Source organism: Streptomyces sp. NBC_00005, from assembly GCF_045160215.1.
Lineage (GTDB): Bacteria > Actinomycetota > Actinomycetes > Streptomycetales > Streptomycetaceae > Streptomyces.
Genome location: NZ_CP108316.1, coordinates 6726069 through 6739957, shown reverse-complemented (window position 1 = coordinate 6739957; position 13889 = coordinate 6726069). Strand labels below are relative to the sequence as shown.

General features: G+C 70.5%; 13 protein-coding genes and 1 tRNA gene. 9 read left to right on the top strand and 5 right to left on the bottom strand.

Annotated features, from left to right (window positions below; all coding sequences use genetic code 11):
- Window positions 1-128: 128 nt before the first annotated feature.
- The 3 genes from orn to OG303_RS31020 all read left to right on the top strand — a co-directional run bounded on the left by orn (window position 129) and on the right by OG303_RS31020 (window position 1451).
- Window positions 129-731 (top strand): oligoribonuclease, encoded by a 603-nt coding sequence (gene orn, locus OG303_RS31030; protein WP_405872488.1) that lies wholly within the window; start codon window positions 129-131, stop codon window positions 729-731.
- 82 nt (window positions 732-813) lie between these two features.
- A tRNA-His gene (locus OG303_RS31025) sits at window positions 814-886 on the top strand.
- A 67-nt stretch (window positions 887-953) separates the two neighbouring features.
- Entirely contained in the window at window positions 954-1451 is a 498-nt protein-coding gene (locus OG303_RS31020) for a GNAT family N-acetyltransferase (RefSeq protein ID WP_405872487.1), read from the top strand.
- Here the strand turns inward: OG303_RS31020 and OG303_RS31015 are convergent.
- Window positions 1440-2231, bottom strand: coding sequence for a serine/threonine protein kinase (locus OG303_RS31015; protein ID WP_405872486.1), 792 nt, complete (start codon window positions 2229-2231; stop codon window positions 1440-1442). The two genes, OG303_RS31020 and OG303_RS31015, sit on opposite strands and share 12 nt — an antisense overlap.
- Before the next feature lie 68 nt (window positions 2232-2299).
- Window positions 2300-3358, bottom strand: coding sequence for a LacI family DNA-binding transcriptional regulator (locus OG303_RS31010; protein WP_405872485.1), 1059 nt, complete (start codon window positions 3356-3358; stop codon window positions 2300-2302).
- 354 nt (window positions 3359-3712) lie between these two features.
- Here OG303_RS31010 and OG303_RS31005 point away from each other — a divergent pair, with 354 nt between their 5' ends.
- From OG303_RS31005 to OG303_RS30985, 5 genes are all read left to right on the top strand, one after another.
- Window positions 3713-5041: an ABC transporter substrate-binding protein gene (locus OG303_RS31005; protein WP_405872483.1), complete on the top strand. Its 1329-nt coding sequence runs from the start codon at window positions 3713-3715 to the stop codon at window positions 5039-5041.
- Entirely contained in the window at window positions 5038-6066 is a 1029-nt protein-coding gene (locus tag OG303_RS31000) for a carbohydrate ABC transporter permease (RefSeq protein ID WP_405872482.1), read from the top strand. Before OG303_RS31005 ends, OG303_RS31000 begins: the two co-directional genes overlap by 4 nt.
- Window positions 6063-6959: a carbohydrate ABC transporter permease gene (locus OG303_RS30995; protein WP_405872480.1), complete on the top strand. Its 897-nt coding sequence runs from the start codon at window positions 6063-6065 to the stop codon at window positions 6957-6959. The genes OG303_RS31000 and OG303_RS30995 overlap by 4 nt, the downstream gene beginning before the upstream one ends.
- Before the next feature lie 137 nt (window positions 6960-7096).
- Complete coding sequence (locus OG303_RS30990; protein ID WP_405872478.1) at window positions 7097-8536, top strand: GH1 family beta-glucosidase; 1440 nt, start codon at window positions 7097-7099, stop codon at window positions 8534-8536.
- 143 nt (window positions 8537-8679) lie between these two features.
- Entirely contained in the window at window positions 8680-9348 is a 669-nt protein-coding gene (locus tag OG303_RS30985; protein WP_405872476.1) for a hypothetical protein, read from the top strand.
- Window positions 9349-9416: 68 nt separating this feature from the next.
- On the opposite strand, the gene OG303_RS30980 is transcribed toward OG303_RS30985, so the two are convergent.
- The 3 genes from OG303_RS30980 to OG303_RS30970 all read right to left on the bottom strand — a co-directional run bounded on the left by OG303_RS30980 (window position 9417) and on the right by OG303_RS30970 (window position 13144).
- Window positions 9417-10877, bottom strand: coding sequence for a cellulose binding domain-containing protein (locus OG303_RS30980; RefSeq protein ID WP_405872474.1), 1461 nt, complete (start codon window positions 10875-10877; stop codon window positions 9417-9419).
- Between the two features lie 150 nt (window positions 10878-11027).
- The gene (locus tag OG303_RS30975; protein WP_405872472.1) at window positions 11028-12434 is read right to left on the bottom strand and encodes a sensor histidine kinase; all 1407 of its coding nucleotides are present in this window, start codon (window positions 12432-12434) and stop codon (window positions 11028-11030) included.
- Window positions 12431-13144: a response regulator transcription factor gene (locus OG303_RS30970; protein WP_405872470.1), complete on the bottom strand. Its 714-nt coding sequence runs from the start codon at window positions 13142-13144 to the stop codon at window positions 12431-12433. The genes OG303_RS30975 and OG303_RS30970 overlap by 4 nt, the downstream gene beginning before the upstream one ends.
- Before the next feature lie 109 nt (window positions 13145-13253).
- Between OG303_RS30970 and OG303_RS30965 the strand changes: the two genes are divergently transcribed.
- A complete protein-coding gene (locus OG303_RS30965) occupies window positions 13254-13775 on the top strand; it encodes a hypothetical protein (protein ID WP_405872468.1) in 522 nt (173 codons plus the stop codon).
- Window positions 13776-13889: the final 114 nt, after the last annotated feature.

Genomic DNA, 13889 nt, shown 5'->3' with positions numbered 1-13889 from the left:
CCAGCCCGTCCGGCGTTCGAGGACGAGGCCGTTCAGGCCGAAGCGGGGTCCGGGGGCGGCGGCCCCCGGTGCAGGTCCACTGCACCACCGGGCATCACAAAAGCGGTCGTCAGCTTTAGGGTGGTCGCATGAACGATCGCATGGTGTGGATCGACTGCGAGATGACCGGCCTCTCGCTGTCCGACGACGCGCTCATCGAGGTGGCCGCCCTCGTCACCGACTCCGAGCTGAACATCCTCGGCGACGGTGTGGACATCGTCGTCCGTCCGCCGGACCGGGCACTGGAGACGATGCCGGAGGTGGTGCGTCAGATGCACACTGCGTCCGGGCTGCTGGAGGAACTCTCCGGCGGCACGACCCTGACGGACGCGGAGGAGCAGGTCCTCTCCTACGTCCGCGAACACGTCAAGGAACCCGGCAAGGCCCCGCTGTGCGGCAACTCGGTCGGCACCGACCGCGGCTTCCTGCTCCGGGACATGCCGACGCTCGAGGACTACCTCCACTACCGGATCGTCGACGTGTCGAGCGTCAAGGAGCTCGCCCGGCGCTGGTACCCGCGGGCCTACTTCAACAGCCCGGAGAAGAACGGCAACCACCGCGCCCTGGCCGACATCCGCGAGTCCATCGCGGAACTGCGCTACTACCGCGAGGCGATCTTCGTCCCTCAGCCCGGCCCCGACTCCGAGACCGCCAGGTCGATCGCCGCGAAGCACGTCCTGCCCGCACAGTAAAAGGCGTGCGCGAGCACCCCTTCGGACCCTGTACACTTTTTCTCGGCCGGTCGGAGAGCCACGAAGTGATCCGCCGGACGTGGTGGGTGTAGCTCAGCTGGTAGAGCACCTGGTTGTGGTCCAGGATGCCGCGGGTTCGAGTCCCGTCACTCACCCTGAGTAATCAGCCGGTGACCCTGGAAAACAGGGTCACCGGCTGATTCGTTTCCCGAGAGGCGACTCATGTACGCCGACACCATCCGCACCCCGCGCCTCGACGTCCTCCCCCTCCATGTCTCGCACGCCGCCGAGATGACCGTCGTTCTCTCCGACCCGGCCCTGCACACCTTCATCGGCGGTAGCCCCAGCTCCCCCGACGACCTGCGTCTGCGCTACGAACGCCTCGTCGCCGGCTCCCCCGACCCCTCCGTCTCCTGGTGCAACTGGGTGCTGCGGGAGAAGGAGGAGTCCCGGCTGGTGGGGACCGTGCAGGCGACGGTGACGGGGGCGTTCACGGAGATCGCCTGGGTCGTCGGCACTCCCTGGCAGGGGCGCGGCTTCGCCTCCGAGGCGGTGTGTGGGCTCGTCGCCTGGCTGGAGCGGCAGTCCGTGCGTACGGTCGTCGCCCACATCCATCCCGAGCACGCCGCCTCGGCGGCGGTGGCCCGGGCTGCCGGGCTGGCACCGACGGACGAGGAGCAGGACGGCGAGCTGCGCTGGCGGCTGGCCCTACCCCACTGAGCTCGCCGCCCGCCACGCGGCCGCCAACTCCCGTACGCCCGCGAACCGTTCGCCCGGATCCGCCCGCGTCCCCCGCTCCACCACCGCCAGCTGCCCCGCCGTACCCCGCCACGCGCGCTCGTCGTCACCGGCGTCCAGGAGGAGGCGGGCCGTGCGGGAGAGGGCGTGGACGGTCGTGCGGATGTCGATCACCGAACCGCGCCGCCACTCCTCCGGGGCCATGTAGCGGCGCGAGCCCGGGAGGCGGTCCTCCGTCAGGACGAAGGGGCCCGGGCGGTACTCGTCCAGGTCGATGAGGTGGACGGCGTCGGCGTCGAAGTCGTAGAGGAACGCTCCGTCGTAGAGGTCCACGGCCACGTGGCTCGCGGCCTCCACGGCCAGGTGGGCGTCGAGGATGCGGTCCAGGGCGCGGAGGATGCGGGGGACGGGGAGGGTGCGGAAGCGGGAGCGCGCTTCGGCGCCGTACAGGAGATCGCCCGGGTGCCAGGGCATCACCACCGCCGTACGGCCGCCGTCCCGTACGGCGATGCGGTGGAGCTGCGGGACGATCACCGGGTGGCGTACCGCCCGGTGGAAGGACCACGCACGGTCCAGGGAACGCCGGGCGCGGTCGGTCGTCGCCTCCTTGACGAACCAGCGGGCGCCGTCCGGGAGTTGGACTCCGTACGACACACAGCCCGAGTCCTGTTCGCGGAAGGCCCGGAACACCTCGCCCACCGAGCGGAGGTACGGCTCGACGGCGGGAATCCCGTCAACGTCCAGCAGGGGATGGGCAGTCATGGGCATCAGCATGCGTGCCGGGGTGGGGCGAGCGGGGGCAGGGGTTCGGCGTACGGCCCGCTCGGGGATCAGGAAGACGTGCGCGTCACCAGTTCCGTCGCCAGGACCACCTGGTGGCGTTCCAGGTCGCGCGACACCGCCGGGCGGCGGTCGGCGATCTCGCCGAGGAGGAGGTCGATCATGCGGCGGCCCATCTCCTCGATGGGCTGGCGGACGCTGGTGAGCGGTGGGTCCATGTGGCGGGCGATGGCCGAGTCGTCGTAGCCGACGAGCGCCACGTCGTCGGGGATGCCGCGGCCCTTCTCACGCAGGACCTGGCGGGCCCCGGCCGCCATCACGTCGGAGCCCGCGAAGACCGCGTCCAGGTCGGGGCAGCGGTCGAGGAGTCTCGTCATCGCCCGGCGGCCGCCCTCCTCGGTGAAGTCGCCCGGCTCGATCAGGTGCTCGTCGACCTCGTGGCCCGCCCCGCGCAGGGCGTCCCGGTAGCCGTCGACGCGGCGTTGGGCGCCGTAGACGTCGAGGCGACCGGTGATGTGCGCGATCTTGTGGCGGCCCCGGTCGATGAGGTGCTCGACCGCCGAGCGGCCGCCGCCGTAGTTGTCCGAGTCCACCGAGGTCAGCGTCTCCGCCGCCGACCGGGGGCCGCTGATCACCGCCGGGATCTCCAGCTGGGACAGCAGGTCGGGGAGCGGGTCGTCCGCGTGCACCGAGACCAGCAGGACGCCGTCGACGCGGTGGGCGGCCAGGTACTGGGCCAGGCGGCGACGTTCGCGGTCGCCGCCCGCGAAGATCAGCAGGAGCTGCATCTCCGTGTCGGACAGCTCGGCGCCGACGCCCTTCAGCATGTCCGAGAAGTACGGCTCCGCGAAGAAGCGGGTCTCCGGTTCGGGGACGACGAGGGCGATCGCGTCCGTCCGGTTCGCGGCAAGGGCGCGGGCGGCCGTGTTGGGAACGTAGCCGAGCTCGGCTACGGCCGCCTCGACCGCGGCGCGGGTCGCGTCGCTGACCCGGGGCGAGCCGTTGATCACCCGGGAGACGGTGCCGCGGCCCACGCCGGCGCGGGCAGCGACCTCTTCGAGCGTGGGCCGGCCCCCACTCCGACTCCGCGCTCCGTGGCCTGTTGCCATTGGCTCTGCCCTCCCGTGGACCTACGTTGGCCTGGAATCTAACAGCCTTGTCAGCTGCGACGACGGCCGCCGGGGCGGGACCGTCCCGGCCCGGGGAGCCCCCGGGGAGACCCGAATACCGGACCATGTGATTCCACTTAACATCCCGATAACTGAACACATGACTCCGTGTCCGCTCCCTTGACACCCCCGCTCGAACCGACGAACCTTCAACTCATCACCTGTGGGAGCGCTCCCACAGTACCTGACACATACACATCCCGCACGTTCCCCGCCCGAGCCGCAGCGAGCAACAACGGGCCCAACCAATGCAGTTGGCCGGGGGGTCGGCACGTCAGGCAACAGGAGGACGCAATGCGCACGAGTACCCGCCGGTCCCACCGGGTGGTGGCCCTCGCGGCCGTCGCCGCGCTGGCCACGGGACTGCTGGCCGGCTGCGCCAGTGACGACGACTCGTCGGGCTCGGACAACGGCGGCGGCGGCAATGCCAAGGGCAAGACCACGTTGACCGTCGGTACCTTCGGTGTGTTCGGCTACAAGCAGGCCGGTCTCTACGACGAGTACATGAAGCTGCACCCGGACATCAGCATCAAGGAGAACGTCACCACCCGTACCGACGTGTACTGGCCGAAGGTTCTCACCCGGCTGCAGGCGGGTTCCGGCACCGACGACATCCAGGCGATCGAGGTCGGCAACATCACCGAGGCCGTGCAGACGCAGGGCAACAAGTTCGTCGACCTCGGCAAGGACGTCGACAAGTCCCAGTGGCTGAGCTGGAAGAACGCCCAGGCCACCACCAAGGACGGCAAGCTGATCGGGCTCGGCACGGACACCGGCCCGATGGCGATCTGTTACCGCAAGGACCTCTTCAAGAAGGCCGGCCTGGAGACGGACCGCACCAAGCTCGCCGCGCAGTGGAAGGGCGACTGGGCGAAGTACGTCGACGTGGGCAAGGAGTACATGAAGAAGGCGCCGAAGGGCACCAAGTTCGTGGACTCGGCGTCCTCGGTGTACAACGCGGCGCTCGGCGGCGCGAGCCAGCGCTACTACGACAACGACAGCGGCAAGGTCGACTGGGACAAGTCCCAGGGCGTGAAGTCCTCTTGGGACGTCGCGATGACGGTGGCGACCAGCGGCATGTCGGCGAAGCTGAAGCAGTTCGACAAGCCGTGGGACCAGGGCTTCGCCAACGCCACCTTCGCCACGGTGGCCTGCCCGGCCTGGATGATCGGCTACATCGAGCAGAAGTCCGGTGACTCCGGCAAGGGCAACTGGGACGTGGCGGCGGCCCCGACCGCGTCCAACTGGGGCGGCTCCTTCCTCGGCGTGCCGACGGCGGGCAAGCACCAGAAGGAGGCCATCGCCCTGGCCAAATGGCTGACCGCGCCCGCGCAGCAGGCGAAGGTCTTCGCCAAGCAGGCCAGCTTCCCGTCCACCCCGTCGGTGTACTCGACCCTGAAGCCGGCCGCGGACACCACGGCGTACTTCTCGGACGCACCGATCACCCAGATCTTCGGGGACTCGGCGAAGACCATCCCGGTCCAGTACTTCGGTATCAAGGACCAGCCGATCAACACCGCGATCACCGACGTCGGCATCCTCCAGGTCGAGCAGAAGGGCAAGAGCCCGACACAGGGCTGGGACGCCGCCAAGAACGAGATCAAGGACGTGCTCGGCCAGTGACAGGCTCCAAGCAGGCTCTCGCGCATCCCGCGTCGAGCGCCGAGGCCGCGTCCGGCGAACAGCCGGGCGCGGCCCGGGGCGCTCACGGTCACGGTACGCCGCCCCCGGGCCCCGACTCGTGGCGCAGCCGGCTGTACCGCTGGGACATGAAGGCGTCGCCGTACGCGTTCATCGCCCCCTTCTTCATCATCTTCGGGGCGTTCTCGCTGGTCCCGCTGCTGTATACGGCCTGGTACTCGCTGCACGACGTGCAGCTGTCCTCGCTGGACCAGCAGACCTGGGCGGGTCTGGACAACTACAAGAACCTGCTCACCTCGGACTTCTTCTGGAACGCCCTCAAGAACACCTTCACCATCGGTGTGATCTCGACCGTCCCGCAGCTGATGGCCGCCCTCGGTCTGGCGCACCTGCTCAACTACCGGCTGCGCGGCTCGACCGTGTGGCGGGTCGTGATGCTCACCCCGTACGCCACCTCAGTGGCCGCCGCGACCCTGGTCTTCACGCTGCTGTACTCCTGGGACGGCGGCATGATCAACTGGTTCCTGCACTTCGTGGGGATCGACCCGATCAACTGGCGTGAATCCGACTGGGGTTCGCAGTTCGCCGTGTCCTCGATCGTGATCTGGCGGTGGACCGGTTACAACGCGCTGATCTATCTGGCGGCGATGCAGGCGATCCCGGTCGACCTGTACGAGTCGGCCTCGCTCGACGGCGCCAACCGCTGGCAGCAGTTCCGGCATGTGACGGTCCCGCAGCTGCGGCCCACGATCCTGTTCACGGTGGTCGTCTCCACGATCGGCGCGACCCAGCTCTTCGGCGAGCCCCTGCTGTTCGGCGGGGTCAGCGGCTCGAAGGGCGGCTCCGAGCACCAGTACCAGACGCTCGGCCTGTACATGTACGACCAGGGCTGGATCATCGGCAACCTCGGCAAGGCGTCCGCGATCGCCTGGTCGATGTTCCTGATCCTGCTGATCGTCGCCGTGATCAATCTGCTGTTCACCCGACGTATGAGGAAGTCCCAATGACCACCAGTGACCTGGCGTTGCCTCATCAGGTGCAGCGCAAGAAGGGCCGCAGCCGTCGTGTGATGGGCGCGGGCAAGCAGCTGCACGCGGGTCCGGTGACCTACCTCGTGCTGACCGTCTTCGCGCTGCTCTCGCTGGCGCCCCTGGTGTGGACGGCGATCGCGGCCTCGCGCACCGACCGGAGGCTGGCCGAGACGCCGCCGCCGCTGTGGTTCGGCGGGAACCTGTTCAAGAACCTGGAAGCCGCCTGGGACCAGGCCGGCATGGGCACCGCGATGTTCAACAGCACGGTGGTCGCGGGCACCATCACCGTCGCCACGGTGCTGTTCTCCACCCTCGCCGGATTCGCCTTCGCCAAGCTGCAGTTCCGGTTCTCCAGCGTTCTGCTGCTGCTGACCATCGGCACGATGATGATCCCGCCGCAGCTGGCCGTCGTACCGCTGTATCTGTGGATGAGCGACCTGGGCTGGTCGAACCAGCTGCAGACGGTCATCCTGCCCACGCTCGTGACGGCGTTCGGCACGTTCTTCATGCGGCAGTACCTGGTGCAGGCGCTGCCGACCGAGCTGATCGAGGCGGCCCGGGTGGACGGTGCGAGCAGTCTGCGGGTGGTGTGGCACGTGGTGTTCCCGGCGGCGCGGCCCGCGATGGCCGTACTGGGCCTGCTGACCTTCGTGTTCGCCTGGAACGACTTCCTGTGGCCGATCATCGCCCTCAACCAGCAGAACCCGACCGTGCAGGTCGCCCTCAACTCGCTCGGCACCGGTTACGTCCCCGACCAGGCCGTGATCATGGCGGGCGCGCTGCTGGGCACGCTGCCGCTGCTGATCGCCTTCATCCTGTTCGGCAAGCAGATCGTGGGCGGCATCATGCAGGGCGCGATCAAGGGCTGACGCCCGCCCACCCCGTTCTCGCCGTACGCCCTCCGGGGCCGGGTCACCGCAGCCTCGGCCCCTCTCCTCCCTCTCCCCCACTCCCCCACTCCCCCTCCAACTCTTCGGTCTGAACGACCACTTATGGGAGCGCTTCCATGCTTGAGTCCGCACAACCGGCGACGACACCGGTGACCTTTCCCCCCGCCTTCCTCTGGGGCGCCGCGACCTCCTCCTACCAGATCGAGGGGGCGGTGCGGGAGGGCGGCCGCACGCCCTCCATCTGGGACACCTTCAGCCACACGCCGGGCCGGACGGCCGGCGGCGAGCACGGTGACATCGCTGTCGACCACTACCACCGGTACCGCGACGACGTGGCGCTCATGGCCGAGCTGGGCCTTTCCGCGTACCGCTTCTCCATTTCCTGGTCGCGGGTGCAGCCGACGGGGCGGGGGCCGGCCGTACAGGTGGGCCTGGACTTCTACCGACGGCTCGTGGACGAGCTGCTCGCGCACGGCATCAAGCCGGCCGTCACCCTCTATCACTGGGATCTGCCGCAGGAGTTGGAGGACGCGGGCGGCTGGCCGGAGCGGGACACGGCGCTGCGGTTCGCCGACTACGCGCAGATCGTCGGGGAGGCGCTGGGCGACCGGGTGGAGCAGTGGATCACGCTCAACGAGCCGTGGTGCAGCGCCTTCCTGGGCTACGGCTCCGGGGTGCACGCGCCGGGCCGTACCGAGCCGGAGGCCTCGCTCAAAGCCGCGCACCATCTCAACCTGGCGCACGGGCTGGGCACTTCGGCCCTGCGGTCGGTGATGCCGGCCCGCAACTCGGTCGCGATCAGCCTCAACTCGTGCCCGGTCAGGCCGTTTTCACAGGACCCCGCGGACGTGGCGGCGGCACGGAAGATCGACGACCTGGCCAACGGCGTCTTCCACGGCCCGATCCTGCACGGGGCGTACCCGGATTCGCTGTTCGCGGCGACCGAGCTGATCACGGACTGGTCGTACGTCCTCGACGGCGACCTGAGCGCGATCAACCAGCCGCTGGACGCGCTCGGCCTCAACTACTACACGCCGACGCTGGTTTCGGCGGCGGACGCCCCGGTGGCCGGCCCGCGCACCGACGGCCACGGCGTCAGCGACCACTCCCCCTGGCCGGGCGCGGACGACGTCGTCTTCCACGTCACTCCGGGTGAGCGCACGGAGATGGGCTGGTCGATCGACCCGACGGGCCTGCACGAGCTGATCATGCGGTACTCGCGGGAGGCACCGGGCCTGCCCCTCTACATCACGGAGAACGGCGCGGCCTACGACGACAAGCCCGACCCCGATGGCCGCGTCCACGACCCCGAGCGCATCGCCTATCTGCAGGGCCACCTCTCGGCGGTACGCCGGGCGATCACCGACGGCGCGGACGTCCGCGGCTACTTCCTGTGGTCCCTGCTGGACAACTTCGAGTGGGCGTACGGCTACAGCAAGCGCTTCGGCGCGGTGTACGTCGACTACGCGACCCTGGCCCGTACGCCCAAGTCGAGTGCCCTCTGGTACGGGCAGGCGGCGCGGACGGGGACGCTGCCTCCGGTGGAGGCCTACTAGCGGGGGGCGGGGCGCGGCGCCGAGGGGGCGCCGCGCCCCGGCTTCACAGGGACCGCTCAGACAGCACGCAGCGGTCTCTCAGCGCGACGGAGTTCGATCGGTTCCGCAGGGTGAGTCGACCCTGCGGGACCACGGAGGACGTCATGGGATTCATCGCGCTCCTGCTGCCGCTGCTGCTCATCGGCGGGGCGGTGGCGTTCGCCACCCGGCGGCGGGCGGGCGAGCCGGCACCCGGTCAGGTGCAGCAGTCGTACGACGCGAGCGCCGACGCCGGCGCCGAGGCGCACCGCTGGGTGGAGTTGCTCGGCGGCAGCCTGTCCACGCTGGACGCGGGCGGGAACAAGGCCGCCCAACAGGCCCTGGCGGACGCCACGGAGAGGCACCGGGCGGCCCGGGGCCGGCTCGCCACCGCCTACTCCCCCGCCCAGTACGCGCTGGTCGCGCAGACCGCCGTCGAGGGCCTGCACCATCTCCGCGTCGCCCGCACCGCCCTGGGCCTCGACCCGGGTCCCGCGGTGCCGACCTCGGGGCTGGGCGGCGGTCGGATCACGGTCGGCGGGCAGACGTACACCGCCTCCGGCCGGCCGGGGGCGGCGAATCCGTACTACTACCCCGGCGGTGTGGTCGGCGGGCGTACGGTACCCGGCGGCTGGTACAGCGCGCCGTGGTGGAAGACCGCGCTGGTGGCCGGTGCGGCGGGGGTCGGCGGGATGCTGCTGGCCGACGCGATCTTCGACGGGTTCCACCATCCGCACGGGCCGGGACCCGGTGGTTTCGGGGCGGGTGACTTCGGCGGGCCCGGGCCGTTCTGACGTGAGTGCGCCCCGGCCGGATGGGGGGGAAGACCGGCCGGGACGCATCAGCCCCCGTTCCGCAGTGGTCAGTTGAAGGTGCCGAACGCCTTCGAGAAGGCGTTCTTGTCCTGGTCGATGGAGCTGCACGTGGCGTCCGCCGAGGGCTTCGGGCCGCCCGCGCATGCCTTGTCGCGGGTCGCCGACCACATCGAGAGCCAGCCGAGGCCCTTGGACTTGGCGAAGTTCACCAGCTGGGTGGCGTCGTCGACCTTGAAGATCTCCGACGCGACGTCGTTGACGCCGATCATCGGGGTGACGGCGACCGCCTTCCAGGCCGCGCTGTCCGACAGCCCGAGCACGCTCTTGACCTGGGCCTGCGTGGCGGTGGCGGCCTGCTCGGCGTAGGTGCCCATGTCGCCGCTGTACGAGGCGCCGTAGTCCATCGCCATGATGTTGACGGCCGCGATCTTCACGCCGTTGGACTTGGCGTTGGACAGCAGGTTCACGCCGTCCTGGGTGAGGCCCTCGGGCATGACCGGCAGCGTGAACGAGACGTCCAGATCCGGGTGTTGGGCCTGCAGCTCGGCTATCGCCTTCGCGCGGTTGGTGTTCGCCGTGGTGTTGGGCAGCGCGCCGCCCTCCACGTCGAAGTCGACCTTGGTCAGCTTGTACGCGTCCACGACCTTGCCGTACGCCGCCGCCAGCGCGTCCGCCGAGGAGCAGGTCGTGGCCAGTTCCGAACCGGACGCGCCGCCGAAGGAGACGCGGACGTCACCGCCCTTGGCGCGCAGCGCGCCGATCTGCGAGGCCACGGCGTCGCTGCCGAGATCGCTCACGCCGCCCCACTTGGGCGTGCAGCCGCCGCCGTCGGTGACGAAGGCGAGGTTGTAGTTCTTCACGCCGGTCGCGTCGGCGCTCGCGAGCAGGTCGAAGGCGGGGTAGAGGGACGTGTCGACGTACGGGGCGAAGCCCGCGCTCGCCGTGGTGCCGGAGCCGGAGCTCTGGGACGGGGTGGGGGTGGGCGTCGCGGTCCTGGTCGGCGTGGCCGTGGGGGTGGAGGTCGGTGTCGAGGTGGGCGTCGCGGACTGGGTCGGGCGGCCGCTGGGCTCGGGCGTCGCGCCGTCGTCGGCGGAGCACTTGGCGTCGTCGATGAGACAACTCTTCGGGTCGGCACTCCCGTTGACGACGAAGCCGACGGTGACGGACTTGCCGGGCGCGAGGCCGTCGGTGTCCCACTTGGCCGGCGTCACGGTGACGTGCTGTCCGCTCACACTGGACTCTGCGTTCCACAGCGAGCTGAGTCTGGAGCCGGAGGGCAGGTCGAACTCGAGCTTCCAGGCCTTCTCGGTCTGGCCGCTGTTGTTGGTGACGACGTACTGCGCGGTGTAGCCCGTCGACCAGTCACTGGTCTTGGTGTACGCGGCGCCGATGCCGGCCGCCTGCGCGGTGCCGGTGAGCAGGATCGCGCCGCCACCGATCACGGCCGCGGCGACAGCTCCGCCGATCGCCTTGTTCCTGCCACTGACCTTGCGCCGGTGCGTGCTCATGCGCGTGCCTGCCTTCGCTGTTCACGGGGGTTCCCAGGGACTTCCGGGGACGTCCGGGGATTTCCGGGGTGGGGGTGCGGCAGCACGCTAGCGATCCGGAATCGGGCAAAGTGCCTGATCCGGACGGGGGTTGAGGAACTTAGGGTGCGCTTAAGGAAGGGATCGGGGGCGGTTAAAGGTAGAGACCAATCTGCCCTGCCGGCGGCGCCGTACGGACCGGTGGCCCCGCCCGCCGGGCGTCCGCTCCCGCCCGTCCAGCTGGATCCAGATCCGCACCTCGGTCCCGCCGAGGACCGACGACCCGATCCGCACGTCCCCGCCGGTCGACTCCGCGAGCCGGCGCACGATGTCCAGCCCGAGACCGGTCGAGCCGTCGCTGCCGGAGCCCCGGCCGCGCGCCATCGCCGCCTCCGGGTCGGAGATGCCCGGGCCGGCGTCCGAGACGAGGACGATCACCGCGTCCTCGCCGTTGTGCAGGTCGACCGCGAAGGCCGTGCCCTCGGCGGTGTGCCGGAACACGTTGCCGAGCAGGGCGTCCAGCGCGGCCGCGAGGTCCGCCCGGGCCACGGGAATGCGCACCGGCCGGTCGGCGCCGGCCACCCGCCACTTGCGGCCCTCGTCCTCGGCCAGCGCGGACCAGAACCCCATCCGCTCGCGGACGACCGCGGCCGCGTCGCACCCGGCGCCGGGTCCGGCCGCCGCGGTCTGCGGCTTGGCGTCCCGCGCCGTCCGGATGATGGTGTCGACCTCGCGCTCCAGCTGGGCGACGGCGGCCCGGGTCTGGTCGGCGGCGGGCCCGTCGCCGAGCGAGGCCGCGTTCAGCCGCAGCACGGTCAGCGGGGTGCGCAGCCGGTGGGACAGATCCGCCGCCAACTCCCGCTCGTTCGCCAGGAGTTGTACGACCTGGTCGGCCATGGAGTTGAACGCGACGGCGGCCAGCCGCAGTTCGGTCGGCCCTTCCTCCGGCACCCTCACCCCCAGCTTGCCCTCCCCCAGTTCGTGCGCCCCCTCGACCAGTTTCTGCGCGGGCTGCACCATCCGTACGCCCAGCCGGTCGGCGACCGCGACCGAGCCGACGATCAGCGCGATACCGACACCCGCGAGCACCGCCCAGGCCATGCCCACGCCGTTACTGACCTCGGACTCGGGGACGTACACCTCGACGACGGCGATCGCGCCGGAGCTCAGCGCGACCGGCTGGAGCAGCGTGGAGCCGCCGGAGACCTCGGTGGTGGAGGCGCGGCCCAGCTTGCGCACGGTCGCGATGTCCTTGTCGGCGGCGCGCTGCCGGCCGATGTCGACGGCCGACTGTCCGGCGGACGCGGGTATGTGCACCGCCATGCCGGAGTCCGAGCCCGCGGAGGCGACGACGCGCTCCAGCTGGTCTCGCTCGGTGGTGATGGACAGCGCCGGGGCGACCGCGGCCGCCTCCCGCTCGGCGTTGGAGAACGCGCGGTCCCGGGCCATCTCCTTGATGACGAGCCCGAGCGGCACCGCGAAGGCGACCACGACCATGGCGGTGACCGCCAGGCAGACCTTGACCAGTGCCCATCTCATCGCGGCGGCTCCGCTCCCTCGGCGGCGGGCGGCTCCAGCTTCACTCCGACACCCCGCAGGGTGTGCAGATAGCGCGGCCGCGCGGCCGTCTCGCCCAACTTCCGCCGCAGCCACGACAGATGGACGTCGATGGTCTGGTCGTCACCGTACGACTGCTGCCACACCTCGGCGAGGAGTTCCTTGCGCGGTACGACGACGCCGGGCCGCCCGGCCAGGAAGGCGAGCAGGTCGAACTCGCGGCGGGTGAGGTCGAGCCGGACGCCGTCCAGTTCGGCCTGGCGGCGCAGAGGGTCGACGGTGAGGCCGCCGACCCGGATGACGGTGGACGGCGGGGCGTCCGTGGGGGCGGACCGGGACCGTCGTAGGACCGCCGCCATCCGTGCGGAAAGGTGGTCGACGGAGAACGGCTTGGTCAGGTAGTCGTCCGCGCCCGCGTTCAGCAGCCGGACGATCTCCGTCTCGTCGTCCCGCGCGGTGGCGATGATCACCGGCACGTCGGTGATACCGCGCAGCATCTTCAGGGCCTCGGACCCGTCCAGATCGGGCAGTCCGAGATCGAGGATGACCACGTCGAAACGGAAATGGGCGACCTCGCGCAGCGCCTCCAGCGCCGTCCCGACACTGCGCACGGTGTGCGCGGCATCGGTCAGGTGCCGGATCAGCGCCGAGCGCACGAACTGGTCGTCCTCGACCACGAGCACACTTGCCATGCGCGGCACCGTACGCCATGCGGGCGAGCCCGGTCCGGGCCTGTGGACAACTCCAGCCTGTGGACAAGCAGTGGGACACCGGTGGGGCGCGTGAGGCAGTATGGCCGCGATGCGCAGAGGACTCGTACACGTACTGGCTTGGACGCTCGCCACGGGCGCGGCGGTCACGCTGTCGTGGTGGGGTGTCCACACGGTGATGGCGGGCACGGCGTACGACCCGCCGCGCGCCCTGCCGATCACGGCGGCCGACGCGACCACGCAGGAGGCGAAGCCGCTGGCGTCGTCGACGAAGCGGCCGTCCCCGTCGCCGTCGAAGAGCGCGTCGGGCAAGCCGTCCCCGACCCTCACGCCGACCCCCTCGAAGACCCCCGCGACCACCCCCACCCCTTCCCCCTCGACCTCCACGTCCGGCCAGGTCAAGGCCTACGACACCGACGGCGGGCGGGCAGTCTTCGACCTCGGCGAGGCGTCCGCGACGCTCGTGTCGGCGACCCCGGGAGCGGGCTGGTCGATGCAGGTGTGGAAGACGGAGACCTGGATCCGGGTGGAGTTCAGCTCGGGCGCGGACCGGGTGTCGGTGATGTGCACCTGGCACGACGGGCCGCCGCATGTGGACGTGGGGACCTACTAGTTCGCGGAAGGCGGACGGCCAGGGGCGGCTAGGGCCCTTCTGATGGATCTCCGTGGAAGAAGGAGCGGCGTTCGGTGCGTGCGATCGGCGTGCGGCGTGGAGGGTCATGTGGCG